Source organism: Niastella soli (assembly GCF_017742245.1).
Taxonomy (GTDB): Bacteria; Bacteroidota; Bacteroidia; order Chitinophagales; family Chitinophagaceae; genus Niastella; species Niastella soli.
The window spans coordinates 1348571-1373085 of record NZ_JAGHKO010000004.1 but is presented as its reverse complement, the minus strand read 5'-3'; the positions used below and the strand labels follow the sequence as shown (position 1 = coordinate 1373085).

The window sequence follows — 24515 nt, the reverse complement described above, 5'->3', positions numbered from 1 at the left end:
CCGCGTCGCTGCCCATTGCCTATTGTCTATTGCCTCTTAGCATTGGCTACGTAATACTCAAGCATTATCTGGTAAACCCGCTCTTTTAATGCTACCGTAGATTCGCCGGGTTGAACCGTAACGGGCGGCAGAAAATGCATTTCCATTTTGTGCGGAAGCAGGAAAAAAGCTTTGCTGGCGGGCAATACTTTTCGCGTATTGAAAATAAGACTGGGAATAATGGCCTTGCCACTATCGATAGCAAGGCGAAAAGCCCCATCGTGAAAGGATTTTAACGGTTGGTCGGTTAGGTTGCGGGTGCCTTCGGCGTACAGACACATATGTAAACCCATATCGAGCACCTTCCGCATTTTCAGATAGCTTTCTTTACGGCTCGCTTCACTTTTGCGGTCAACCAATACCGAACCGGTTCTATACATCAACCCAAAGATGGGAATTTTGGCCATTTCAATTTTAGCAATAGTTTTATTACCCCCAGGTATGGCGGGATAGGAGATAGGTACATCCATAAACGAATTGTGGTTGCAAACCACTACATAGGTTTCACCTGGAACAAAATTTTTTCTGCCACGCACAACTAATGGGCAACCGATCAGCGGAAGATATGCTCCCATCCAGACGCGGGCTATTGCTGCCCACCGGTTGGTTTTTTTTGGTTCGTCAGCGAAATAACTGAATAACAAAAACGGAAGCAGGATCAGTAGCATGGTAATCACAAATACCAATGCAGCCCAAAGGGCGAAAATTCGACCAGCTATTTCTTTAATGATCTTCATCTATTTATGAGTGCGTCTTTTGTCTTAAAATATGCAAGGTAATCGATCTCGGCTAAGCCGAGAGCAATCCGCAATCAGCAAAAAAATTCGAGGAGCCCGATTATCGGGGGCCTTTCCTATTGCCCATTTCCCATTGTCCATTGTTTACAGCGCCCAATTCACAGGATCAATCCCATTTCGAACGAGGTACTCATTAGCCTTTGAAAAATGACGGCAGCCATAGAAGCCATTATAGGCAGAAAGTGGCGAGGGGTGCGCTGCTTTTAACACCAGGTGTTTTGTTTCATCTATCAATACCTGTTTCTCCTGCGCAAACTTCCCCCACAACATAAATACCACATGCTGTTTTTGTTCGCTGATCTTTTTGATGACGTTATTGGTAAACTCGGCCCAGCCAATTTGCGAATGGCTCATGGGTTCCGCCGCCCGAACAGTTAACGAGGCATTCAACAATAATACGCCCTGCTCGGCCCATTTGGTCAAATTGCCGTGGTTGGGAATGGCCACGCCAGTATCGGAATGCAATTCTTTAAAAATATTCACCAGGGAGGGGGGAGGCGGAACCCCGTCTGAAACAGAAAAACACAAGCCATGCGCCTGGCCAGGTCCGTGATAAGGGTCCTGACCCAGGATCACCACCTTTACATTATCGATGGGAGTAGTGTTAAAAGCATTAAAGATCAAAGAGCCGGGCGGGTAAATAGTTCTGCCGGCCATTCTTTCGGTCTTTAAAAAAGTAACAATATTCTGAAAGTAGGATTTGGCAAATTCGGGTTTTAAGGCTGTTTTCCAGCTTTCCTCAATTTGTACGTCCATGGTTTGTCATTAATATTTCGGATAAAAATAAGCAAAGGGAATTTATTTGATATATTAATTTCCTTGGTATGTAACTGCTACGTTTACTAGGTGCTAATATTTTTTTGCAGTTTAATAATCAAGATGCAGTAATATTGTACCCATTGTAACCAAAACAACAAACGCGCAAGGGGGAGCGCTAAACGCAGGATTTGCCATTCGGACTAATCTTCGCGTTAGTTCTTAATCCTTGAGCATTAAGCATTAATCAACCTATCCTTACTGCTGATGTTGAATAATGACACACAGTTGGAAGCCTTATGGCTACAACGATTGCAACAGAACGACGAGCAGGCTTTGGCCGCCATCATGAGAAAGTATTATACCGCCTTATACAATTACGGGACCCGGTTCACCAATGACGAGGCCCTGGTAAAAGATTGTATACAGGAGGTGTTTATCAGTTTGTGGCAACGACGGGAAAGCGCTGCTGAAATTCTCTCTCCCCGATATTACTTACTCCGCGCTGTAAAGAACAAGGTGTTGAAATCATTGCATCAACACACCATCAGGATCAATGCGATGGAAAGCGAATCTGCCTACGATTTTTATCACGAATTCTCTGTAGAAAAACTGATCATCGACAAACAAATGTCTGAAGAGCAGGCTACCACACTAAGGAAAACAATGACGAAGTTGTCTAAGCGCCAGCATGAATTGATCTACCTGAAGTTTTACCAGCACCTCGATCATGCCCAAATAGCCGGGCTCATGAATCTCAACCGCCAGTCGGTGTACAACCTGTTGCACGAGACTATTCAAAAACTAAGGAGCCTTTGGCAAGCGGAGTTGTATAATTAATAATTGGAATACATCGTGAATTCGCAATCGGCAGCCCGCGACACGGCACCGAAAGCCCTGGCGTATGAGCGATCGTTGCCCATTGCCTTCCTCCAATGATACTTTTCCTACAACTTCTGATATATTTTTAACAAAACTCCTATTTCTACAGTAGGATTTAGTGGTAACGGATACTTACTAGTATAACCGAGCTGTATGAAGGATTTCCGGCTTTATGATATATCTGATTTTGTAATAGATGAAGACTTTATTCGCTGGGTACACGAACAGCGGGAAGAAGACAACCTGTTCTGGAATACCTGGCTGCAACAACATCCCGACAAACACCTGGTAGTTGCCACTGCCCGGCGTGTTGTTGAATCTATACAATTTCCGCAAAGTAATATCAATGAAGCACAGGTAGAGCAGGAGGTAAGCCGGTTAATGAATACCATCACTACCCAACAAATGCGGCAGGAGCCGGAGAAAGGAAAAGTAGCTGGTTTTAAATGGTGGTATGCCGCAGCCGCATTATTGTTGTGCGTAACCGGCACCTGGTATTTTTATACCAGAGATACAAGCGTACCTCCCTACGCTTACGCATCAATGGTGGCCGCCAAACAACTGATTGAGCATACCAATACTTCTCAGAATCCACTGATACTGAGATTGCCAGATGGAAGCCAGGTAACCCTCGCTGCCAAAAGCCGCATCAGTTATGCCCATACGTTTGGTTCTGCCGATACAGCCAGGAACGGCGCTTCCCGCGATGTATATCTGTTGGGGGAGGCTTTTTTTGAAGTGACCAAGAACCCACACCGGCCCTTTAGGGTATTTGCCAATGAAATTGTGACCAAGGTATTAGGTACCAGCTTCAATGTACGTTCATTTGAAAAAGACACTACCATACAGGTAACCGTAAGAACAGGAAAGGTAAGCGTATATGCGCAGGCCAATACGCAGGCTTCCGCTAAAATGAGCGAGATCATATTAACCCCCAACCAGCAACTGGTTTTTGAAAGAACCAGGCAAAAATTCCAGAAGGTACTACTCAACAACCCCATTATGATCGTATCCCCGGCCATAGAACGAACAATGATATACGATGATGCGCCGATCGATAAAGTGTTTGGCGATCTCAGTAAAGTATATGGGATCAATATCGTTTTTGACAGCGATCTGTTAAAGAAATGCACGGTAACGGCAGATCTCAGCAACGAACCGTTCTACCAGAAGTTAAGCCTGATATGCAGCGCTATTGACGCACATTATGAATTGATTGACGGACAGGTAGTAATTGAATCAACAGGATGTAAGTAGTGAGTAGTGAGTGGTGAGTGGTGAGTCCCGACGAAGCTTCGCTTGTCGGGATGCGACCGCAGGCGTCGGGATAATCTGTCTCAATGTAGTATTCAAAATATAATAATTGATAATAGTTAAATCCATTTATATGATCAAGTTACCACCCTGATAAAGGGCAAAAAGAACCCCGGCATTGTTCGCACCAATACCGGGGCCGTAGAAATAATTTGTCCTGCTGGTTTAAACAGTAGCGGGACAAACATTGATTAAAACTGATTGCTTTAACCAACTAATAGTACAAAACTATGAAAAAAGTACTCGTTAACCAGTTAATCTACCGGTTTATGAGAATAGGATTGCTGCCATTACTATTGATCACCGGCTTTGCCGGTATGATGTATGCCCGTCCGGTACATGGACAGGAGGTTCTGAACCAGCGTATTAACCTGGTTGCAGACAATAAGGAAGTTAAGACGGTGCTGAATGAGATCAGCCGGCTGACTGATATTAAATTCGTGTACAGCTCCCAGCGCATTCCGGTGCGCCAGAAAATTTCTGTGGCTGCCCGTAATCAGCGTTTGGGCGATGTATTGGAAGTATGTTTGTCGCCCCTGAATATTTTGTATTTCGTTTCCGGCAACCAGATCGTGTTGATGCGGAAAGGAGAGGCCTATAACCTGGCCATGTTTGTAAACGACGATCCCCGAAAATATTTATTGGATGAAGAAGCCCCTGCCAAGACCATAAGTGGTAAGGTGACCGACGAACGCGGAGAGCCGCTGAACGGCGTATCGGTGGTAGTACGTGGTACCAACAGAGGTACCAGCACCAATGAAAAAGGCGTGTTTGTGATCACCGCCGATGCCGGCGAAATACTGTCGTTCTCCATGGTGGGGTATAAAGAATTTGCAGTAAAGGTGGGCGATGAGACCAACATGACGGTGAAATTGCTTGCTGAAACCAGTAACATGAACGAAGTGATCATTGTGGGGTATGGTACCCAACGCAGAAGTTCATTGACTGGCGCCATTACCTCTATCAATACCAAAGCCATCAACGAACTGCCGGTGGCCAGTGTGGAACAGGCGCTGCAAGGCCGGGTGGCCGGTTTAACGGTAACCAACAATGGGGAACCTGGTCAGTCACCCATTGTACGGATCAGAGGGGTGAGTTCTATCAACTTTGCTTCTGACCCCTTATATGTGATCGATGGATTTCCCACCGGTAACCTTGTTAACTTCGACAGCCGTGATATTGAATCAGTAGAAGTATTGAAAGATGCCAGTGCGGCCGCTATTTACGGGTCAAGGGCCACCAATGGGGTAATACTTATTACAACCAAAAAAGGCAGACGCGACAATAAACTGAAAGTAACGCTCGATTCTTATATCGGCACCCAAAAGGCCTGGAATAAGATCGATCTGTTGAATACAGAGCAATACCTGAAATATGAACGTGCTTTGAACGGCGCTGCTAATATTGAGCTGCCACCCCGGTTACAGTCGGCCAATTTCAGCCAGCCCATTTATGCAGGTGCTACCCAATCTTATGCCCAAACAAATACCGACTGGCAGGACGCATATTTTAAAAGCGGCGTACTGATGCAGCACAATATTGGCGTAAGTGGCGGTAATGACGTAAGCCGTTTCTACAGCTCGGCCGGTTATTTCAAACAGGATGGTATTGGCCAGGGCGTGTATTATGAAAGGGGTAATTACCGCATTAACTCAGAGCACCGGATCAGCAAGGTGTTCGCCTTTGGTGAAAACCTGTTCCTGTCATATTCAAAACAGCGGTATGATAATACAACCGGTAATCGTACCAGACTGGTGAATGTAATACGCAGCCTGCCTTATTTACCAGTGTATGATCCTACTACGCTGGGTGGCTACAGAAATGCCGAGAACAGCGTGGATGGCGCCGACCCAACCAACCCGGTTGAAGATGCGGTGTTACTGGGTAATGCTGTTCGAAAAACCTTAAAAGTATTAGGTACGGCCTATGTAGATGTGAATTTTACTCCCTGGTTAAAATTCCGTTCCACCTTTGGCGCAGACCATGTGAACCTGTTCCAGCATCAGTTTAAACCTATTTACAACGATAAAGGCCGTAGTGAAAAACTGGCCACTGTTGATGATGTACGCACAACGCTCACCACGTTGTTGTTTACCCAACAGCTTACGTTCGATAAAACAATCGGTAATCATCACATCACAGCCACCGGTGTATATGAAACCCAAAGCACCAGGGCTTTTGGCGAGCAAATAACCGGTAACCAAAGTACCAACGAAATTGAGACCATGTTTGGTGCCACAAACGTTTCCGCCTTCAGCACCAAAAGCGAAAACCTGTTGATCTCCTATGTGGCCAGATTGAATTATGAATTTGGGGGAAAGTATATGCTGAGTGCTGCCATTCGTCGTGATGGATTATCAGTTTGGGCACCTGGTAAAAAATTTGCCAACTTCCCTTCCGCATCAGTTGGCTGGCGGGTTGATCAGGAAGATTTCATGCGCAACGTGAAGAACATTTCAGAATTAAAGATAAGAGCAGGTTATGGTGAAACCGGTTTAAATGGTATTGGCATTTTCGGCAGACTGCCCAATTCGCAATTGGCAAACGATTATCCATGGCAGGCGGTGGTATCACAAAACGGAGCCTTGTATCCCTTTAATAATACCCTGCCTTCAGGTGGTAATGCCTCGTTCTATAATGCCATCTCAAACCTAAATCTGGAATGGGAAAAAACAAAACAACTGAACATTGGCGTTGACCTGGGATTGCTCAATAACCGCGTCAGTTTATCTGCCGATTACTACCGTCGCAAAACTGATAACCTGATGTTGAATGTGCCTACGCCAGGTTCATTCGGATTCAATACACAGGGTGTACTGGCAAACGTAGGAGCTATGGAGAACCATGGGTTCGATCTGCAAATGGGCTACAAACAAAACGTTCGTGATTTTAAATGGGATATTACCGGTAATATCAGCTTCATCACCAATAAGGTGGTAAGTCTGAATACACCTAATGCTTCCATCGATCAGGGCGGCGACCAGGATTTTGGTGGTGGCGGCGCCATTACCAGAACAAAAGCCGGTGAAGCCATTCAATCGTTCTACGGATATGTTGTTGATGGCATTTTCCAAACTGATGCAGAAGTGTTAGCCAGTCCGTTCCAGACAGATAAAACAAAAGCCGGCGACCTGAAGTTCAAAGACATCAGTGGGCCGGACGGAAAACCCGATGGCGTTATCACTTCCGATGATAGAACTTTCCTCGGTAACTATTTGCCTGACTTCACCTACTCGTTGAACCTGGGCGCCAATTATAAGAACTTCGACTTGTCAGTGTTTTTCCAGGGTGTACAGGGTAACAAAATATTCAATGCTACCCGCATTATCAGTGAAGGTATGGCACGTTTGTTCGGCTCCGGTACCGCTGTACTCGATGCCTGGACGCCTACCAATACGCATACCAGTGTACCCCGTGCCATCAGTGGCGATCCTAACCAGAATGTTCGTCCTTCCACCCGCTGGATAGAAGATGGGTCATACCTGCGGTTAAAAAATATCATGATAGGCTATACCATCCCTGCCGGCTTTTTACAAAAGGTCACCAGGAGTACCGTAAGCAGTTTCAGAGTATACGTTGCTTCGCAAAACCTGTTGACCTTTACCAAGTATAAAGGCTGGGACCCGGAAATTGGCTCTAAGATCACTACTCTTACCAACGGTATCGATTATGGGCAGTATCCTGCCGCCCGTTCGTTCCAGTTTGGCGTACAGGTAGGTTTTTAACCAGATGTTTTATTCATGAAAAAACAATTGATCATTATGAAACCAAAACATATTCTCAGGTATAGCATCGGTTCTGTATTAATACTTGCGGTAACGATCATTGCCTGTGAAAAGCAACTCGATAAAACAAATCCCAGCTATCCAACGCTGGATACCTATTTCCGCAACAGCGATGAACTGTTGAAAGGCACCAATGCCATCTATTCTATTTTTCATGGCGGTTCGCTGGTTGGCCGCGAATGGTTCTTTATACACGACCTGCGCAGTGATGATGTGTCAGCTGGTGGGGGGCAATTGGAAGTGCCCCGCGCACAGATCCTGAACGGTTCTACCACGCCCGACAATTCTGTAATGAATGCGGTTTGGAATGGTTTGTATACCGTTATGCATCGCGCCAATACGGTTTTAAAGTACGCGCCCAATGTCTCAGATAATAATGCCTTACGCGACCGTAATGTAGGCGAAGCCAAATTTTTCAGGGCATGGTCATTATTTGAGCTGGTATCAATGTGGGGACCTGTGCCCATGTACCTGGAACCGGTTACAGCATCGAACCAGTTTCAATCCCGCACAACGGAGGCAGGTATTTACGATCAGATAATAAAAGACCTGACCGATGCATCAGCCGCCTTGCCACCCTCTTATGGCGATGAAGACCGCGGCCGTGTTACCAAGGGCGCTGCCTATGCCATGCTGGGCCGGGTGCAAATGCAAAAAGGCGATTATGCTGCCGCCAAAACCGCGTTACTGGCTGTAAAGAACCTGGGATATACCATTAATATTCCTTATGGTGATAATTTCCTGGAAGAAACAGAATTCAATAAAGAATCTATCTGGGAAGCAGTATACTTCGAAAACAAACCGAACCAGTTTAACTGGGGTGGGCAGGGAGACGATCCCAGTCAGCCACAGGGCACCGTACGCAATCAGGAATATTCGCCTATTGCCTGGCGTAACCTGATACCATCGAATCGTTATTTGAATGAGTTTGAGAATACAGCTACCGGCGCCGCCAAAACCGATCCAAGGTTTGCTATGTCGGTATACCAATCGGGCGATACCTATAACAACGGCGCAGCTGTTCTTACTGATGCTGATCAGAATGGTAATTCATCCGTATTGAATGGCGTTACCAAAAAAATAAGCTGGCGCAAGTTCATGATCATTTATAAACACGGCAAAGGTGGTGATCGCGCTGGTGGTGGAAACAACCAGCGTATCATCAGGTATGCTGAAGTGTTACTTATGCTGGCTGAATGTGAAAATGAATTGAACAATCCGGCTGCTGCAGTAGATTATTTAAACCAGGTGCGTGACCGGCCAGGAGTGAATATGCCGCATTATCCAACGGCACAATTCCCCACAGGTACAAAGGCTGAAATTGTTAAAGCTATCATGCATGAAAAAACAGTAGAGCTGGGCGGAGAAGAAATTCGTAATCGCGATATTTTACGCTGGCGGAAAAAGGGCTATTTCACAACAGACCCGCTGCCATACTTCAAGAAAGACCGCGATGAACTGCTGCCTATTACCCAACAGGAAATAGACAACAATCCGCAGCTGGCTACAAATGGTATCAATAAACAAAACGGAGGGTATTAAAAATATTTCTAGCCTATGGGTTCATCAAAAAAGCAAATTGCTTTTGGGTTACCGGTATTATTGATATTTGTTTTTTCAGTCGGTTGTAAAACCAATGAGCGCGATACTTTATTTACGTCATTGCCCTCAATAGCGACAGGTATACATTTCATCAATCAGGTAAATGAAACAGATTCAACCCATTCGTTCATCAATGAATTTGGCTATATGGGTGGAGGCGTAGGTATTGGTGACTTTAACAACGATGGATTAAAAGATATTTATTTTACCGGTAACCAGGTGAGCTCAACACTGTATCTCAACAAAGGCAATAACAGTTTTGAAGACATAACGGCAAAAGCGGGTTGCGGTACCAGCGGATGGGCCACCGGCGTAAGTATTGTAGACATCAATAACGATGGGTACGATGATATTTATGTTTGTGTGTTTGGAAAGAACTTACTGGAGCGGGCCGCCAACCTGTTGTTTATTAATCAGCATGACCTTACATTTAAAGAATCTGCGGCGGAGTACGGCCTGGCAGACACCAGTTATTCCACCCAGGCGGTATTTGTTGATTATGACAAAGACGGCGACCTGGATATGTACCTCGCCAATTACCTGCTCAGCAGCGGCAATGCCAACACTATTTACCCACGGGATCGATCAGGACAGTCACTTGCCAATGATAAATTATACCGTAACGAAGGCGTAGTAAAAAGTACCGGTCATCCGGTGTTCACCGATGTATCATTGGCCGCCAATATTAAAGACGATGGCTATGGATTGGGTGTAGTGGTAAGTGATTTCAATAATGATAACTGGCCGGATATATATGTAGCTAATGACTTTTTATCAAACGATATCCTGTGGTTGAACAACCGCAATGGCACGTTCACCAATTGTATTGGCCGCAGCATGCAGCATCAGAGTTATTCCAGTATGGGCGCCGATGCAGCTGATGTAAACAACGATGGGTGGCCCGATGTAGTAACGCTGGATATGATGCCTGAAAACAATGAGCGGCGTAAGCTCACCTGGTCGGTAATGAACTACGAACGGTATCAGTCAGAACGCTCCTATGGTTATGAGCCAGAGTTTATGCGCAATATGCTGCAGTTGAACAATGGTGCATTGGCCGCTGGTGATACGACCATTCCTTTCTTCAGCGAAATTGGCCAACTGGCCGGCATCTCCAGCACCGACTGGAGTTGGAGTGTATTGATGGCTGATTTTGATAATGATGGCTGGAAGGATATGCATATCACCAATGGTATTGGCCGTGATTTTATAAACGCCGATTTTCTGGAATTCAGTTCAACCGTAATGGGAAGGGTGACCGATATAAAAGAACAGCGGAAACTGATCAATAACAAACTGGCTTCCTTACACCATGTAGAGCTGGGTAATTATTTGTATCGAAATAATGGCAATTACACCTTTACCGACGTATCACAACAGGCCGGTGTGAACGAAGCCTCTATGTCGAACGGCGCGGCCTGGGCTGATCTGGATAACGACGGTGATGTAGACCTAGTAGTGAATAATATCAACAAAGAAGCATTTGTATTGATCAATAGGACCAATGAAAAAGGAAAGCCGGTTACGAATCATTCTATTGCTATAACATTAAAAGGAAATGGTTTGAACCGGGCTGCCTTTGGGGCGAAAGTAAAAGTGTATACGGGCAACCAGGTGCAGGAGCAGGAGCAGAGCCCGGTACGCGGGTATTTCTCAACAGTAGATACAAAACTGCTGTTTGGAGTAGGATCGCATATGCATGTCGATTCCATTGTTACCATTTGGCCCGATGATACTTACCAGGTATTACGGCAGGTGGCAGTGGATTCGTTATTGGTGATACCACAACAGCCTGTCAGACAAACGTGGAGAGCAAAGGACACGGATGATCTGCAGGCTGTATTTTCAGATGTAACAAGTACAACGCAGATAAACTATCGCCATGTAGAAAGTAATTACAACGACTTTGCAGAGCAACGGTTGTTGCCGCAAAAGTTTTCGCAGTTGGGTCCGTATATAACAACGGCCGATCTCAATCACGATGGCCTCACCGATCTGTTCGCAGGTGGGGCCTTTAATTTCTCCGGACAGGTTTTCATTCAACAAAAGAACGGACAATTTAAAGCGCATGCCCTTACTGATAGTATAAAAATGGAAGAAGACCAGGATTGTATTTTTTTCGATGCAGATGGCGATGGCGATCCTGATCTTTTGATCACCAGTGGTAATACGCAAATGGAGGAGAATTCGGCATATAATACCCCGCGGTTATATACCAATGATGGAAAGGGTAATTTTCAATTGCAGCCCAAAGCCATACCGGCCGGGATACGCATTATTGCCGGCTGTGTGCAGACAGGCGATTATGATGGCGATGGCCAACCCGATCTGTTTATTGGCAGCCGGGTAACCAAACGCTATCCATTGCCTGGCCGCAGTTATATTTTGCATAACGACAAAGGCGTATTTACCGACGTTACCGCCAACGTTTGCCCTGCACTACAAAATCCCGGCATGATCACTGCTGCTGTTTGGACCGATCTGAACAATGACCACCGGCCCGACCTGGTGATAGCAGGCGAGTGGATGCCGGTACGGTTCTTTAAAAACAACCGGGGGCATTTACAGGAAATGAAAACCGGGGTAGGAGGGTTGAGTGGAATGTGGCGAAGTTTGGCGGCCGCCGATATTGATCATGATGGCGATATAGACCTCGTTGCCGGTAACCTGGGTATGAACTGCGATTACCAGGTAAGCGATACCACACCGATGGAATTATATGCCGCCGACCTGGATGGAAATGGAAGCATCGATCCAATCCCTTTTTATTATATAAAGGACCAAACGGGCAAAAAGCGATTATACCCTGCGATCAGTCGCCGCCAGTTTGCAGACCAGGTCCCAGCTATCAAAAAACAGTTCCTGCACCATGCGCAATATGCGCAGGCCACTTTCAACGACATCTTCAAGGATAAGGACAGTCTGCACCATTACACCTGTACCGAAACCCGCAGCTGCTGGTTCGAAAATACCGGGAATGGACAATTCCGCCGCCATTACCTGCCGCCCGAAGCCCAGTTTGCGCCAGTAAACGCCATTTTGGTGGATGATTTTGATGGGGATGGGGTTACCGACCTGCTGCTGGCCGGCAATGAATATCAGACAGAGGTGATGACCGGCCGGTACGATGCCAGCTATGGCTGCTTTTTGAAGGGGATAGCCAATAAGAACTTCCTGGCCATTCCGCCTACCCGGAGCGGGTTTATCGTACGTGGCGATGTAAAAGATATGGCATTGATAACCACTACGAGGGGCCAAAAACAGGTAGTTGTAGCCATAAATAATGATTACCTGAAGGTTATGGCTGTAAATCTCATGAAATAGTTTGCCTGGGACAAGGAAATTTACCGGTAAAAAGCTATTTTTGCGTCCCCGATGAAAATTGGGTAGAGTTCTTAGGTCCGGTAGCTCAGTTGGATAGAGCAACTGCCTTCAAATTACTAGGAGCCTTATAAGGGAAACGAAACCTTATAAGTGGATGCCACTATATCGGTGAAACCTTCCTGCGCAAGCAGATGGCAATACCGAGGAAACTTTAGAATCATCTGGTGAAGGGTAAATTCTGATGGTATTTTTTTATGATTTATCATCATACCAAGAGCAAAGGTGATTTAGGTGTTTTAAAGGCTAAACTTGACCTGTATCTACAAGGTTTTTTGATTCTGTCACCTGAAACAGAACATGCGCCATTTGATTTAGTTATCTATAAAGATGGTGTTTTTAAATCTGTTCAGGTCAAATACAGAAACCTAAATAGAAACGGAGTGCTTCAAATACCTTTTCGAAGTTCTTATAGTACTTCAAAAGGAGTGATAACTAAAATGGTTGATAAGGCTAACATTGACATTTATGCAGTGTATTGCCCACAAACAGATTCTTGTTATTACTTTGATCCCAAGCATTTCAACAGGTGTATAAGTTTAAGGGTAAAAACATCTTTGAACAATCAGCAACAAGGAATTCGATTGGCTGACGACTTCAAAAAGGTTCCGTAGAGACTACACGTGGCACACCTGAAATGGTGAAGATATAGTCCAGACCACAAATCTCGAACGTAGCGTCGGGAGCGAGGAAACTCGTAGTAGGTAAGCTAAGCAGTAGGTCATTGGTTCGAATCCAATCCGGATCACAAGAAAAAAGGTTCACAGCAATGTGAGCCTTTTTTTATGGCCGTAGCATTACAGTATTGAGCACCTCGTCCGACACTGAAATTCAGAAAGTTAAGAGAATTGGTTTCTGAGAAAGAATCAACTTATTTATGCGTAAACTTCTAAATAGTTAATGAATTTTCTGATGCTTTAATCCTTATGCTAAAACAGCGATTTTGAAAATTTGCCAGTGCTTTTAGCACATTAAAAATCAAACTAACTATCTCTTACGACCAGGCATAACTTATGCTGCTTTAAAGGAAGGCAACGAATGAAAGAGCTGCCTAAATGTAACCCTTAATTGACAATTAGAACACTCACGCAGGTCAGAGCGGTTCCGACCGCTTCAAAATGAGGCAGCGCAACCGCTCCTCGTTATCGTCACCCCACTTCCCCAAAACGGCAATAACAGGAATCAAGGTCTTTCCAAATTCAGTTAAACTGTATTCCACTTTCGGCGGAACCTGCGGATATATAATTTTTGAAATCAGTTCGTGCCCTTCGAGTTCTTTCAGCTGAATATGCAATACCCTTCGCGACGCATCGGGAATTTTTCGTTGGAGCTCGCTGGGGCGTTTATAGCCTTCATTAATAAACCACAGCAGGCGCATCTTCCATTTTCCGTACAGCACTTCCCCGGTCAGGTCAAGACCGCAATGGAGGCTCAACGGTATCTTCCTTTCATACATGTCATAAAATTAGCCAATGTTCCAAAAAGCACAATAAGAGAAAAAATTATCCTATGCCATTCTCTTTTCCGTACTTGTAAAAACTGATGATACAGCCGAATTTTGTCCTGAAATTTAAATGTAATGGAACAGGGATTTGATTTCCACAGCGAATTATCAAGATCGCATTGGTAACTGGCGGCACAAAAGGCGCCGGAAAAGCAATAGCCGAACGACTGTTACAGGCGGGGGCCACGGTTATTACCGTAGCAAGAAGCAAACCCGGAGAAGAAAATAACAACCTGCACTTTATTTCTGCTGACTTAAGCACATCGGAAGGAACAGAAAAAGTCGTTAAAGAAGTTTTATCAAAATACGGCAGGCTCGATATTCTTGTCAACAACCTCGGTGGCTCGGCTACACCGGGCGGCGGCTTTGCTGTACTGACCGATGAAGATTGGGAAACAACTATCCGGACCAACCTGTTAGCGCCTGTACGCCTGGACAGGGGATTTTTACCTGTCATGATAGAAAGCGGAAGCGGTGTAATTATTCATATTGCCTCCATCCAGGGCAGGTTGCCATTGTATGATGCCACATTACCTTACGCAGCTGCCAAAGCAGGTTTGATCAATTACAGCAAAAGCTTATCCAATGAAGTTTCATCAAAGGGTATTCGTGTATTAACCGTTTCGCCCGGCTGGATCATGACAACCTCAGCAACGGGCATGATGGAACGGATTGCAAAGGGTTCAAACATTACCGTGGAACAAGCTACACAAAGCGTCATGAACGCATTGGGTGGCATTCCTTACGGCAGACCCGCTAAGCCGGAAGAAGTAGCCGAACTGGTAGGGTTTCTTGTTTCGCCGAGAGCCGGTTACCTCACCGGAACGGAATATGTCATTGACGGGGGTACCATCCCGACCATTTAACGACATTTTTATAAACACAAACACCAAATTATGAAACTACCCCAGGTAATTGCCGGTTTGCTGATGGCGCAGGAAAAATATGATGCCAATGCATTTTCGGAGTGTTTCTCTGATGATGCAGTTGTCTTTGACGAGGGGAAAACGTATCATGGAAAAAAAGAAATCAGGCAGTGGAATGAGATGACCAACGTGAAATACAAAACAAAATACGAACCGCTTGAAATTTCGATCGCAGGAGACACGATCACCCTTACAGCTGAGGTTTCAGGAACATTTGATGGCAGTCCCGCAATAATCAAATACCATTTTGAAACAAGACAGGGCAAAATTACTTACCTGAACATACGCTAAGGCCCCAAACCAACATGGGAAGCCTGTGCTGCTTTCAATGCAAGAGACATTGATGCAGCGCTTTCAGCAATGCATTCTGATGTTCAATGGACAAAAGCATTTGAAAGAGGTTATGTAAGCGGACATAGTGAAATAAGAGAATATTGGACAAGCCAATGGACAGAAATAAATCCCAACGTCCAGCCTGTGGGATTTAATGAAAGGCAGGACGGAACTTTGTAAATTACTGTTCATCAAAGAGTAAAGGACTTACAAGGCAATACGATTTTTGATGGAATTGTAAAGCACATTTACACTTTGAAAGACGGCTTGTTACGACGAATGGATATTGAGCCAAAGGGCCGCCCGCTCTCCGCCATGTTCATTTCCCGCGAACAAGGAGTTCTTTCTAAAAAGCGTCAACGGTCTGATCGCACTTCAACCGAGTTGTTGTCTGGTTCTAATTTCCCGTTTTGCAGCAGTAACTGTATCCTGCCCCACTGATTGCATGCATAAGTGATGGCTTAGCCTTTGGCGTATCTGTTGGCTGGGATACCTTTTATTTGGTTATTACATAATTCGCAATATAAGCAAGGCAAATAAGTCCGATTATATACTGGAAGATTACAATCAAAAGATAAAGAGGCTTCCTTAGTTCAAGCTCTTTAAAATCCAATTTTAAACCCCAAAATATAAAACCTGTATAAATAAGAATAACTAAATTTCGAGTAAAAAAAATCTTTGCTTTTATCCAAAAGGAAGGCTGATCATCCATATTGTTAGCTTTTAAACGTTCATCAATTTGCTTAAACTTATCTGGATAATAAGCGTACACTAATTTACTGTACAGAAAAAAGTTAAGAAAGGATAAAAGAAAGAAAATTATAAAGCTATTGACAACTACTTTAAACTTATCATACCCATAATCCCACCAAACTGCATCAAGCCAATTTTGGAAATTACCTAGTAAGTAACTTTTGTTTAAATATTTAAATTGCCGGTATTCTTTGTCAATTTTCTCATACCCATAAGAGAAATTATTTCTCTGCTGCATTTCAAGTAATTGCCTGAATATGTAATCCTTGTATGATGTTGTAAGTTTATCATTCAAGATTAATTTAAAATATTCATAATTAAACTTAATGTTAGGGCTTAACTCATCATTTATAAAAAGATCGCATGGCTTTTTAAAATCTATAATTTTAAAACCGGTTAGAGCCAACTCTGAATTATCTGCAAATTCCAAGTCCATTAACCGTATGTGTTTAGGCAAGCTATTTCCTCCGATTTCTAGGATTCCTTCAATTCTGGCGTGCTCTATAATAATTGAATCAAATTTACCAAACAGGATGGGTTTATTTCCAGGCTTAACACGTGAACCAAGAATTGATTGGAAAATCCCCAAATATCGAATTATAGAATTTTTTATACACAATAAACGAATCGGGGAGTATTTTGTGGAAATAAATAATTCGTCCAGCGTATCTTGTATGGATAGCACATCACAAGTATCTGAAAAGTTTAAGCTAAAATGACCCTTACTCATGTATAGAGAGTGAAATCTGGTAATGCCACACTGCACTTTACGTCTAAAAATTGTGGTATCGTTTTCAATTATTGTTGTAAAATAATAATCAGGAATTTCATCAAGAAATTTGGGTCTCTTACTTGCAAATAAAAGTCTCTTATTATTGGTTGTTATCAATTCTATCCTCCACCTATCATTTTGATTAGGTGAATTCAAAAAGGCAATCCCTGAATGGTTATGTTCTGAACTAAGACCAAACATTTGGGAAAATGCGATTCTTATTATTGCTAACTGAAATATTATCGTAAGTATTATAGTTCTTAACATAAATAGGAAGCGTAGAATAGATTAAGTGAAGAAGTTCTCTAATCTTTAATTTAAGTTGGTTAAATGCTAAAACCAGAAGAAGAAAATTAAAAGCTGAAAACAATAAATAATTTAACCATATTAAAAATATTTGGGAACATCGACCGAAAATATAGGCAGGTTAAAACAATTTCATCGAATTAAAAAGGTGAAAAACACCCTATTTATCTTTTAAACCTATGCGAGCCTTCATCTCATGAACTTTACCGAAAGCTGTTTAAAAGGTTGCCGTATTGTGTAACTTTTGAACCAGGCGCAAGAACCAATTTGCATACATATCCAAGAGGTTAGGTATTAATAGTGATTGAAGACAACGGCTTTTACTAGGGAATAGGAAAACCTGCACAGACAATCAAAAAAGACGATGTGGATAACATCTTTGAGAATACTCAGCATTGGCATGGAGCATAGGCTACTAATGAATGGTTCATATTGCCATCTCTAATTATAAGGATGAAGAGTATAAACAAGCAATCCGGTAACCCGCTTTTGAAATGTGCTCACTACACTCTGGAAAATGTTGGCCCGGCTTGATCTATCGTCAGCCAACGTTATCCAGTATGAAAATTAAAACATCCGTAATTTGTTATAAATCATAGATTTTATTTTGTGCAATTGGCTCAAATCTTCCTTTAATTGGTTTGAAGCAAATCCAATCCGGTTCACGTAGGAAGCTCTCCGATTTATCGGAGGGCTTTTTAATTTTGGTTACTCAGTAGCATAGCACATCCGACGGCCGTATTACTACCAGATGGAAAATAATGATTGTCATGGAGGTTCGTTTATAAAGCAGTAACAGGTGTTTTCAAAAAAAACACTTTTTTGCCTTAGAACTCCTATATTCGCAAAGTCTCTGTTTTTTTGCGTCAAAATTAGCCTCCTTTCTTTCTGACGCATGGTGGTTTTACTTATTGTATCACAATATTTGTTCTAGTTTATCAGTAGAAATTTATCGTATTGCGTTTTTGTTCCTGTTTTCAGTTTCGTTTAAAGTTTTAGCAAGCCTTTATTAGTTAACTTTTAAAATTAACGTCATGAAGCTTTCTGATTTTATTCTGTTAAATGAGGAGGATAAAAAATACGCTGTCATGAATAATGCAGTGGCATTAGCTCAGAGATCCTACCCGGACACCATTGTTTTCCTGTTTCAGCTCGATTATTATTACATTGAAGCTTATTGCAACAAAACCGACAAGAGCATTGAAGAATACCGGTTATTGCCGGATACGAATGCCATAAGCCATTACCTGGAGGCCATTCCAATAGATGACTTACTAAACTGATTTATTTTTTAAATGGTAAAAGGTGTGGTTCACTTGCAGTGTATCCACACCTTTATTATTAATTTGTGAGAATGTAAAAAATAAGTAGTACCTTCGTTCAGTCAATTTGAGCCTCGCATTAGTATTCATTAATTAGACTGTTCAGTTAATCTGCTTTATAGTTAGTTTCTTACTTCTTGCTTTCCTCGAGATTTTTTATCAATTAATTGTTACGAATGAACATTTATGTTTCAAATTTAAGCTTCGACGTACAGGATGAAGACTTAAAAGATTTTTTTGCTCCTTATGGAGAGGTTACTTCAGCTAAAGTTATTACAGACAGAGAAACCGGCCGTTCCAGAGGTTTCGGTTTTGTTGAAATGACAGATGAAGCTGCTTCAAAAAAAGCAATCGCTGAGTTGGATGGCGCTACTGTAGAAAACAGGACCATCAGCGTATCTGTTGCCAAACCAAAAGAAGACAGGCCTTCCCGTGGTAACGGTGGCAACTTCAACAATGGAAATAGTTATAATAAAAATAGATACTAAAGTCATTTTTGTTAGCCGTAAAGCCCCGCAAGGGGCTTTTTTTTTGCCGTGTAATCCCAAACCGGGTAAAGTGACCAAATGCGATGGAACAGCTATTGAAAACGGCACCATCATTACAGTTCATCCCTCATGCTTAATATCAATGATCTAATTGCATACAATTTGGATAAATCTCCTTTTAATTGGTTTGAAGAAATTCCAATCCGGGTCACAACTTTGTTAAATGAGGCGTCATACTTTGACGCCTTTTTTTATGCAAATGCCCGTCCAGTCTGCATTTGCTGAAATTTTTCGTATCAAAGCAGTACAAACGAATACAAGCAATTTGGGGACTAATTCGGGGACCTTCTGGGGACCTATATTTACAGGTCCCCACGAACCAAACTGGTTTTGTGAGTGGTCATGTAAGGAGATTTTAAAACTTTAAAATCTGCGTGTATGATCGTAAAGCAAGTTCTTTCTATTCTATTTTTTCTTAGCCGAAAAAGATCGAAGTTACCACTACGGCCAGTGGTTTGCGCAACGCCAATGCTATTAATGGGATCATAACCTTGCTAATTAACCTGGTTTAAAAATAAGTTCAGATCGCCATTCACCGCCGCTTTATACAACAAGGCTTTCCATACAAGTATATAAGCCATTTTATTATCTGTTGCTGCTTTTATCAAAGCATATTGCGACTGCATCAGGTCGGCAAAGTTGGCTAACCCCGATTGATACCGGGATTGTAATGCTTTATTTGAAAAACTGGCTGATTCATAAAACAAAAGGGTTTCCCACTACGACTAATGCAGTGCTAAGGGTTGTATCCGCCAATTCATTTTGTTTTTTGAGTTGCCAGGAAATTTCATTCTGCTTTTCTTCAATGGATCGGATGATAAGATCCTGTTATTGTAAGTGGCATAGTTAACCTGGTAAGAGGCATCCAGGGAAGGAATAATTCTTTTCTTAATATCAATTCCTTTTTTTGCTGCCTGTACGTCCAGTGCTTTTGATTTCAGCAAAGGATAATTATTCTCCGCCAGTTGTAGCAGTTCTTTTAAAGAAGTGGATGTCGCCTGCTGTTGTGCATGGGCGCTTTGGAAACAAATAAAAAGATATAGGATAAAATGCAAATGCTTTATATAAGGTTTTATCATATTTTATTGTAGTCATTTAGATGTCATTAAATCAAACCTGCACCTAATGCCAGTGAAATGACAATCAGCATTATGGCAACAAGTATTTGTATAAACTTCAGGGTAATTTTTTTCAGGAGCTTATTACCAACATAGGCTCCTGCGATGGCTGCCAATGTAGCACAGATCACTAAAGCCAGGTTTTCATGCAGACCCGCTTTTGTAAAACGGGTGGCATATACAGAAAGCCTTGTAAAATCAACGAAGGTAGATACTACTACTGCCGTTGCAATGAAAGCTTCTTTTGGTAAACCGGCTTTTATCAGGAACGCACTACGCAATGCTCCCTGGTTACCAGATAAACCACCAAAGAAGCCGCTTAAAGCACCACCAATAGGTAATTTGTCTTTTCCAAATTGCAGTTTGCTGAAATAAGGTATTAGGTCAATGATAGCAAACAAGATGAGTAATAATGAAATGATAAATTTAACCGGTGAAACTTCAAACATTTTGCTTCCTATGAAATAAGAAAAAAGCGGCTGCAATTCAGTTATCTGCAATAAGAGCCAGGCTCCTGCAAAAGCTGCTATCACTGCCGGAATGCCGAAACGAAGCGCAACTTGTTTATCCACCCGTTTCCCGACCAGTATCAATTTGAAGATATTATTAAAGAAATGTACCACCCCGGTTAATGCAATAGCTAACTCGACCGGGAAGAAAATCATGAATACCGAGGTAAGAATCGTACCTAATCCAAAACCGGAAAAGAAAGTAAGTAAAGCAACAACAAATGCTGCTAGCGAGAGTATAATTATTTCCATTTTTGGTTTGCAATTTTTTTATCCAACGACCAATTGCCGCCTCCTTTGATTATCAGAAAAATACTACCCAAGAGCATTGACCAATCAGTACGGCTGTCGTGCAACATTGACCAAAAGCCGTTATCGGCTAAAAGCTGTGCTTTGGTAGTGGCAATAGCGACTAACATGATGGTCAGTAATGGCATGGCTGCAAGCCTTGTAAACAAACCAATTAAAACCAGTGTACCACATACTATTTCAAAGCTGCCCACAAAAGTCCCTAAGAAATCAGGATTGGGCAAACCTATTTTGGCAAAGCGGCCTGCCCCCAATTTATTGGCAAATAAAAATTTCTGCATACCTTCTGATATAAACACTGCACCTACCATGAGGCGGATGATAATAGTCGTGTTGGAATTATCTGTTTGGAATATTTTGCTAAACATCATTAATCAACAGGTTTAAAATTTTGATTGCTTATTGGTGGATTAGCAGGAATGGTAATTACATTAAATTCATGCTGGGTTGCTCTGTGGCAATTGTTGCAGGTATTGGTAAGCAAAATATAACTACTTCTGAATAACTGCTGATTAAGCTGCTTGATGGCACTATTTACGCTATCAATGGCGGGGTTTATCATTCCAATTTCTTTTGCTTCGGGCCTGTCTGTATTGAATTGTTGAATAGCTTCCAACGCCTCCTGAATTTCGTGAACTTCAAAGTCAGCTAGTTTCCAGTTGTTGTTTGTACCTGCAAACCAAAGTTTGGCATGATGCATTTGTATACTACTCATAAATTCACCGAATCCGGGCTTGTAGGAATTATCCAGTTTGTTTTGCAGGCTGTCTATCTGTTCCTGTAATTGTTTTACATCGTTCTTTGGGTGATTACAGGCTGCAAGTATGATGAGCGACAAGGGAAAGAATAGTGATTTCATACATATTTGAAGGACACAGTTATGAACTTGCAAATATGGTACTATAAGCAGCCTCCTGGATGGTCTATTTGAAAATAATATGGTCTTTTCTAAGCAATAGAACGAAAAGATTGCGGTGTATTACCGGTATGACGTTTAAAGTATTTTATAAAATGGGAATTGTCCTTAAACTCCAGCGAAAGAGATATTTCAGCAACAGTCATATCGGTATAAAGCAGCAAACGCTTGGCTTCACTGATTATAAATTCTGATAATATTTCTGCTGCGGATTGATCAACGGCTTTGCGGCAAGCTGCATTCAGGTTTTGGGGGGTGGTTTTCAGCAACCGGGCATAGTATGCAATACTATTTTTGAGCGTTTTATCATGGCCAAGAATTTCCCGGAAGTCCAGGAAAAGATTGGATGTCTTCCTTTTTGTTGGCTGCACAGGTTTTGCCATTTGCAGTATTTTAGCGAGAAGGGCTTTAAGCAATCCTTCTGTTATCGGCATATTGCTGTTGAGTTCAGACTGATATTCCTGTACCAGCATGTTGAACAATTGCTCAATGATCTTTTCATCCTGTAATAGGATACAGGAAAAGGCACTCACTTGCGTTAGAAGGTTTTTTAGTTCTTTATCAAGGCTGGTATCAACAAAAGATTTTTTTAATATCAGTACAAAACCATCGGGTACATCATTCAGTTCCCAATGATGTACCTGTTCTTTCCTGACTATGAACACAACGGGAGGATTTACCTGGTATTGCTGAGAATCTATGGTATGAAACCCTTTGCCTTTTGAGAGGTATATTATTTCAAAATAGTTATTGTGTTTGTGAGGCTCCGTTTTACGAATGTCTTTTCTAAAGGGAGCAATTTTGATGCTTTTACCTGTTTCAATCTTATTTTTTAAGGGAAGTTTTGAATACATCGGTCATTTGCCACTTGTTTACAAAGGCCGTCAAAATTCGGTGAAAAATCCATCATTTTTATATATTAATCACACCCATAAACAAAGAAAATAAAACATCGCCGCTGACCATTAACAATTTGTATTGGAAACGCAAGCGCTTATCCCGGTGGTACCAGGCTTTTTTCAAGGATGGCCATAAACCACCGGTCCATTATATTGCTCATCACCTGTTGCATGTGATTGGTACCTTTTTGATCTCTCCTTATGAGAGAGCTGCGCTCCTTTCTGTAGACGGCTCGGGTGAATGGTCGACCTCCTTTATGGGTAAGGTAAAAAATCGCAGTTATACCTTTTACAGGCAGGATTTTTTTCCTATATCGCAGGGGAAATGCTGAAGTGAAACACCGGGAAGCATTTCGCCCATTTGCACCTTCTTGTCCAATAGAAGATGAGCCAATGTACTTCGAGCAACATGTAGCTGATCCTTTTATGTTGAAGGTGTGCAATGTATTGCCGGACAAGCGCGACCTGGTTCCGGCAATTACACACGTGGATGGAACAGCTCGTTTACAAACCATTCATAAGGAAACAAACATCATGTTTCATACCCTTCTAAAAGAGTTTGAAAAACTGAGCGGTGTTCCTGTTTTGCTCAACACAAGTTTTAATGTGATGGGTGAACCGATCGTAGAATCACCGTATGATGCCATTCGATATTTTTACACTACGGGATTGGATGTTCTCGTTCACCAATAATTTTACGGACAACAATAATAAAAAGGTTGTCAGTTACATCGATGCTGATTAATTGTTATTAATTTTTCTTTTCAACCAATGCTTTCCCGCATTTGGGACAAACGCCATCTTTATTAAGCGCTACTTCAGGATGCATTGGACAGGTGTATACTTTTGCTACTTCCGCCTTCATCTGTTCTTTTGCCGATAACTGCATTTTTCTTCCACATTGTGGGCATTTCCCGGGATCATGACTGGATACATTTACATGAACAGGGCATCTATAACTTTTGGTTACTTCTGTTTTCATTTGCTCCTTGCCTGAAAGAGTAAGATCCATGCCGCATTTAGGGCATTTGCCCGGTTTATTGCTTACTATATCCGTATGCATAGGACAGGTATAATAAGTGGCATGTTTTGTTGTGTCTACTTTACCAGCTTTTGTCTGAGCAAATAAGGAGGTTGATGCTATAAGAAATGCCACGGTTAAAATGAGTATCTGTTTCATTATTTTAGATTTTAAATGTGTAGAATAAAACTACCTATTGGATAATTAGCGATTAATGATTCACATTATTTCCCTGGATGATTTTTGTCAGGCTTAATTTGCAATAGTCAGGCTATCTTTTAATTTGCTGGCCCATTCAATAATCAGTTTTTTTTGATCATTTGTGAGCCTTGCATCTTTATGCAGTAAGATATAAGATGATAATGGCATTGTTCCATCACTAATGCTGTTTTCAATCGATTTTAACTTATTTATTAGCCTTCGGTGTGAGTAGGAGCCAAAGTCACTGAAGTTAATTTCTTCCTTCCCATCCTGGATATGTTTTGCCAACCACCAACCACCCGGCTGTATAATGGCATACCAGGGATAGTGGGTATTGTTGCTGTGGCAATCATAACAGGCAGCTTCAAGAAGCGATTTTACATTCGCGGGTACTGTAAACTTTTTTGTTATGTCAGTTTGCAAAACCTGCCCGTTTTTATTGCGGGCAGGTTGTATAAACTGAATAATAATAATTGCAGCTATGAGAATTAGTAGCCACTTACTTTTCCTACGCATGAAATT

24 protein-coding genes and 1 pseudogene are annotated in these 24515 nt (G+C 42.3%); 13 read left to right on the top strand and 12 right to left on the bottom strand.

Annotated elements, in window-relative coordinates; translation table 11 throughout:
- Nucleotides 1-26: 26 nt before the first annotated feature.
- The gene (locus J7I42_RS20250; protein WP_209140671.1) at nucleotides 27-776 is read right to left on the bottom strand and encodes a lysophospholipid acyltransferase family protein; all 750 of its coding nucleotides are present in this window, start codon (nucleotides 774-776) and stop codon (nucleotides 27-29) included.
- A 144-nt stretch (nucleotides 777-920) separates the two neighbouring features.
- Nucleotides 921-1592 carry a uracil-DNA glycosylase gene (ung, locus tag J7I42_RS20245; protein WP_209140670.1) on the bottom strand — a complete coding sequence of 224 codons (672 nt, stop codon included), beginning with the start codon at nucleotides 1590-1592 and terminating at the stop codon, nucleotides 921-923.
- A gap of 267 nt (nucleotides 1593-1859) precedes the next feature.
- Between ung and J7I42_RS20240 the strand changes: the two genes are divergently transcribed.
- The 6 genes from J7I42_RS20240 to J7I42_RS35705 all read left to right on the top strand — a co-directional run bounded on the left by J7I42_RS20240 (nucleotide 1860) and on the right by J7I42_RS35705 (nucleotide 13170).
- Nucleotides 1860-2432 carry an RNA polymerase sigma factor gene (locus J7I42_RS20240; RefSeq protein WP_209140669.1) on the top strand — a complete coding sequence of 191 codons (573 nt, stop codon included), beginning with the start codon at nucleotides 1860-1862 and terminating at the stop codon, nucleotides 2430-2432.
- 195 nt (nucleotides 2433-2627) lie between these two features.
- Nucleotides 2628-3731 (top strand): FecR family protein, encoded by a 1104-nt coding sequence (locus J7I42_RS20235; RefSeq protein ID WP_209140668.1) that lies wholly within the window; start codon nucleotides 2628-2630, stop codon nucleotides 3729-3731.
- Between the two features lie 287 nt (nucleotides 3732-4018).
- Nucleotides 4019-7513, top strand: coding sequence for a TonB-dependent receptor (locus J7I42_RS20230; RefSeq protein ID WP_209140667.1), 3495 nt, complete (start codon nucleotides 4019-4021; stop codon nucleotides 7511-7513).
- 36 nt (nucleotides 7514-7549) lie between these two features.
- Nucleotides 7550-9115 (top strand): RagB/SusD family nutrient uptake outer membrane protein, encoded by a 1566-nt coding sequence (locus tag J7I42_RS20225; protein WP_209140666.1) that lies wholly within the window; start codon nucleotides 7550-7552, stop codon nucleotides 9113-9115.
- Between the two features lie 15 nt (nucleotides 9116-9130).
- Nucleotides 9131-12499: a VCBS repeat-containing protein gene (locus J7I42_RS20220; protein ID WP_209140665.1), complete on the top strand. Its 3369-nt coding sequence runs from the start codon at nucleotides 9131-9133 to the stop codon at nucleotides 12497-12499.
- 254 nt (nucleotides 12500-12753) lie between these two features.
- A complete protein-coding gene (locus J7I42_RS35705) occupies nucleotides 12754-13170 on the top strand; it encodes a group I intron-associated PD-(D/E)XK endonuclease (protein WP_378571979.1) in 417 nt (138 codons plus the stop codon).
- A 479-nt stretch (nucleotides 13171-13649) separates the two neighbouring features.
- On the opposite strand, the gene J7I42_RS20210 is transcribed toward J7I42_RS35705, so the two are convergent.
- On the bottom strand, nucleotides 13650-14012 hold the full coding sequence (locus tag J7I42_RS20210; protein ID WP_209140664.1) for a winged helix-turn-helix transcriptional regulator: 363 nt from the start codon (nucleotides 14010-14012) through the stop codon (nucleotides 13650-13652).
- A 167-nt stretch (nucleotides 14013-14179) separates the two neighbouring features.
- Between J7I42_RS20210 and J7I42_RS20205 the strand changes: the two genes are divergently transcribed.
- The 3 genes and pseudogenes from J7I42_RS20205 to J7I42_RS35700 all read left to right on the top strand — a co-directional run.
- The gene (locus tag J7I42_RS20205) at nucleotides 14180-14926 is read left to right on the top strand and encodes an SDR family oxidoreductase (RefSeq protein ID WP_236065519.1); all 747 of its coding nucleotides are present in this window, start codon (nucleotides 14180-14182) and stop codon (nucleotides 14924-14926) included.
- A gap of 30 nt (nucleotides 14927-14956) precedes the next feature.
- Nucleotides 14957-15277, top strand: a complete 321-nt coding sequence (locus tag J7I42_RS20200) for a nuclear transport factor 2 family protein (protein WP_209140663.1) — start codon at nucleotides 14957-14959, stop codon at nucleotides 15275-15277.
- Between the two features lie 36 nt (nucleotides 15278-15313).
- Nucleotides 15314-15499 (top strand): annotated as a pseudogene (locus J7I42_RS35700) (hypothetical protein); the annotation flags it as partial.
- A gap of 316 nt (nucleotides 15500-15815) precedes the next feature.
- Here J7I42_RS35700 and J7I42_RS20190 read toward each other — a convergent pair.
- Nucleotides 15816-17111 carry a hypothetical protein gene (locus tag J7I42_RS20190; protein WP_209140662.1) on the bottom strand — a complete coding sequence of 432 codons (1296 nt, stop codon included), beginning with the start codon at nucleotides 17109-17111 and terminating at the stop codon, nucleotides 15816-15818.
- Between the two features lie 1073 nt (nucleotides 17112-18184).
- Here J7I42_RS20190 and J7I42_RS20185 point away from each other — a divergent pair.
- Nucleotides 18185-18433 (top strand): hypothetical protein, encoded by a 249-nt coding sequence (locus tag J7I42_RS20185; RefSeq protein ID WP_209140661.1) that lies wholly within the window; start codon nucleotides 18185-18187, stop codon nucleotides 18431-18433.
- 215 nt (nucleotides 18434-18648) lie between these two features.
- Complete coding sequence (locus J7I42_RS20180) at nucleotides 18649-18960, top strand: RNA recognition motif domain-containing protein (RefSeq protein ID WP_081153187.1); 312 nt, start codon at nucleotides 18649-18651, stop codon at nucleotides 18958-18960.
- 554 nt (nucleotides 18961-19514) lie between these two features.
- Here the strand turns inward: J7I42_RS20180 and J7I42_RS20175 are convergent.
- The 6 genes from J7I42_RS20175 to J7I42_RS20150 form a co-directional block, all read right to left on the bottom strand.
- Nucleotides 19515-19727, bottom strand: a complete 213-nt coding sequence (locus tag J7I42_RS20175; RefSeq protein WP_209140660.1) for a hypothetical protein — start codon at nucleotides 19725-19727, stop codon at nucleotides 19515-19517.
- A gap of 18 nt (nucleotides 19728-19745) precedes the next feature.
- Nucleotides 19746-20099 carry a TolC family protein gene (locus J7I42_RS20170; RefSeq protein WP_209140659.1) on the bottom strand — a complete coding sequence of 118 codons (354 nt, stop codon included), beginning with the start codon at nucleotides 20097-20099 and terminating at the stop codon, nucleotides 19746-19748.
- Nucleotides 20100-20125: 26 nt separating this feature from the next.
- Entirely contained in the window at nucleotides 20126-20899 is a 774-nt protein-coding gene (locus J7I42_RS20165; protein WP_209140658.1) for a sulfite exporter TauE/SafE family protein, read from the bottom strand.
- Nucleotides 20890-21327 (bottom strand): DoxX family protein, encoded by a 438-nt coding sequence (locus tag J7I42_RS20160; RefSeq protein WP_209140657.1) that lies wholly within the window; start codon nucleotides 21325-21327, stop codon nucleotides 20890-20892. The genes J7I42_RS20165 and J7I42_RS20160 overlap by 10 nt, the downstream gene beginning before the upstream one ends.
- On the bottom strand, nucleotides 21327-21815 hold the full coding sequence (locus J7I42_RS20155) for a hypothetical protein (RefSeq protein ID WP_209140656.1): 489 nt from the start codon (nucleotides 21813-21815) through the stop codon (nucleotides 21327-21329). The genes J7I42_RS20160 and J7I42_RS20155 overlap by 1 nt, the downstream gene beginning before the upstream one ends.
- An 89-nt stretch (nucleotides 21816-21904) precedes the next feature.
- Nucleotides 21905-22726: an AraC family transcriptional regulator gene (locus J7I42_RS20150; RefSeq protein WP_209140655.1), complete on the bottom strand. Its 822-nt coding sequence runs from the start codon at nucleotides 22724-22726 to the stop codon at nucleotides 21905-21907.
- Between the two features lie 119 nt (nucleotides 22727-22845).
- Here J7I42_RS20150 and J7I42_RS35695 point away from each other — a divergent pair, with 119 nt between their 5' ends.
- Together J7I42_RS35695 and J7I42_RS20140 are read left to right on the top strand one after the other, a co-directional pair.
- Nucleotides 22846-23103: a hypothetical protein gene (locus J7I42_RS35695; protein ID WP_209140654.1), complete on the top strand. Its 258-nt coding sequence runs from the start codon at nucleotides 22846-22848 to the stop codon at nucleotides 23101-23103.
- A gap of 1 nt (nucleotide 23104) precedes the next feature.
- Nucleotides 23105-23464 (top strand): carbamoyltransferase C-terminal domain-containing protein, encoded by a 360-nt coding sequence (locus J7I42_RS20140; RefSeq protein WP_209140653.1) that lies wholly within the window; start codon nucleotides 23105-23107, stop codon nucleotides 23462-23464.
- Between the two features lie 58 nt (nucleotides 23465-23522).
- Here the strand turns inward: J7I42_RS20140 and J7I42_RS20135 are convergent, their stop codons facing one another.
- Both J7I42_RS20135 and J7I42_RS20130 read right to left on the bottom strand, forming a co-directional pair.
- Nucleotides 23523-23951, bottom strand: a complete 429-nt coding sequence (locus J7I42_RS20135; RefSeq protein WP_209140652.1) for a heavy metal-binding domain-containing protein — start codon at nucleotides 23949-23951, stop codon at nucleotides 23523-23525.
- 93 nt (nucleotides 23952-24044) lie between these two features.
- On the bottom strand, nucleotides 24045-24509 hold the full coding sequence (locus J7I42_RS20130) for a heme-binding domain-containing protein (RefSeq protein WP_209140651.1): 465 nt from the start codon (nucleotides 24507-24509) through the stop codon (nucleotides 24045-24047).
- Nucleotides 24510-24515 lie beyond the last annotated feature (6 nt).

Bases quoted from the DNA above. Each gene is read 5' to 3' on its own strand.
- J7I42_RS35705 (WP_378571979.1), top strand. From the start codon at position 12,754: ATGATTTATCATCATACCAAGAGCAAAGGTGATTTAGGTGTTTTAAAG.
- J7I42_RS20250 (WP_209140671.1), bottom strand. From the start codon at position 776: ATGAAGATCATTAAAGAAATAGCTGGTCGAATTTTCGCCCTTTGGGCT.
- J7I42_RS20130 (WP_209140651.1), bottom strand. From the start codon at position 24,509: ATGCGTAGGAAAAGTAAGTGGCTACTAATTCTCATAGCTGCAATTATT.
- J7I42_RS20185 (WP_209140661.1), top strand. From the start codon at position 18,185: ATGAAGCTTTCTGATTTTATTCTGTTAAATGAGGAGGATAAAAAATAC.
- J7I42_RS20210 (WP_209140664.1), bottom strand. From the start codon at position 14,012: ATGTATGAAAGGAAGATACCGTTGAGCCTCCATTGCGGTCTTGACCTG.
- J7I42_RS20230 (WP_209140667.1), top strand. From the start codon at position 4,019: ATGAAAAAAGTACTCGTTAACCAGTTAATCTACCGGTTTATGAGAATA.
- J7I42_RS20200 (WP_209140663.1), top strand. From the start codon at position 14,957: ATGAAACTACCCCAGGTAATTGCCGGTTTGCTGATGGCGCAGGAAAAA.
- J7I42_RS20165 (WP_209140658.1), bottom strand. From the start codon at position 20,899: ATGGAAATAATTATACTCTCGCTAGCAGCATTTGTTGTTGCTTTACTT.
- J7I42_RS20160 (WP_209140657.1), bottom strand. From the start codon at position 21,327: ATGATGTTTAGCAAAATATTCCAAACAGATAATTCCAACACGACTATT.
- J7I42_RS20155 (WP_209140656.1), bottom strand. From the start codon at position 21,815: ATGAAATCACTATTCTTTCCCTTGTCGCTCATCATACTTGCAGCCTGT.
- J7I42_RS20220 (WP_209140665.1), top strand. From the start codon at position 9,131: ATGGGTTCATCAAAAAAGCAAATTGCTTTTGGGTTACCGGTATTATTG.
- J7I42_RS20180 (WP_081153187.1), top strand. From the start codon at position 18,649: ATGAACATTTATGTTTCAAATTTAAGCTTCGACGTACAGGATGAAGAC.
- J7I42_RS20235 (WP_209140668.1), top strand. From the start codon at position 2,628: ATGAAGGATTTCCGGCTTTATGATATATCTGATTTTGTAATAGATGAA.
- J7I42_RS20240 (WP_209140669.1), top strand. From the start codon at position 1,860: ATGTTGAATAATGACACACAGTTGGAAGCCTTATGGCTACAACGATTG.
- J7I42_RS20150 (WP_209140655.1), bottom strand. From the start codon at position 22,726: ATGTATTCAAAACTTCCCTTAAAAAATAAGATTGAAACAGGTAAAAGC.
- J7I42_RS20170 (WP_209140659.1), bottom strand. From the start codon at position 20,099: ATGATAAAACCTTATATAAAGCATTTGCATTTTATCCTATATCTTTTT.
- J7I42_RS20225 (WP_209140666.1), top strand. From the start codon at position 7,550: ATGAAACCAAAACATATTCTCAGGTATAGCATCGGTTCTGTATTAATA.
- ung (WP_209140670.1), bottom strand. From the start codon at position 1,592: ATGGACGTACAAATTGAGGAAAGCTGGAAAACAGCCTTAAAACCCGAA.
- J7I42_RS20135 (WP_209140652.1), bottom strand. From the start codon at position 23,951: ATGAAACAGATACTCATTTTAACCGTGGCATTTCTTATAGCATCAACC.
- J7I42_RS20190 (WP_209140662.1), bottom strand. From the start codon at position 17,111: ATGTTAAGAACTATAATACTTACGATAATATTTCAGTTAGCAATAATA.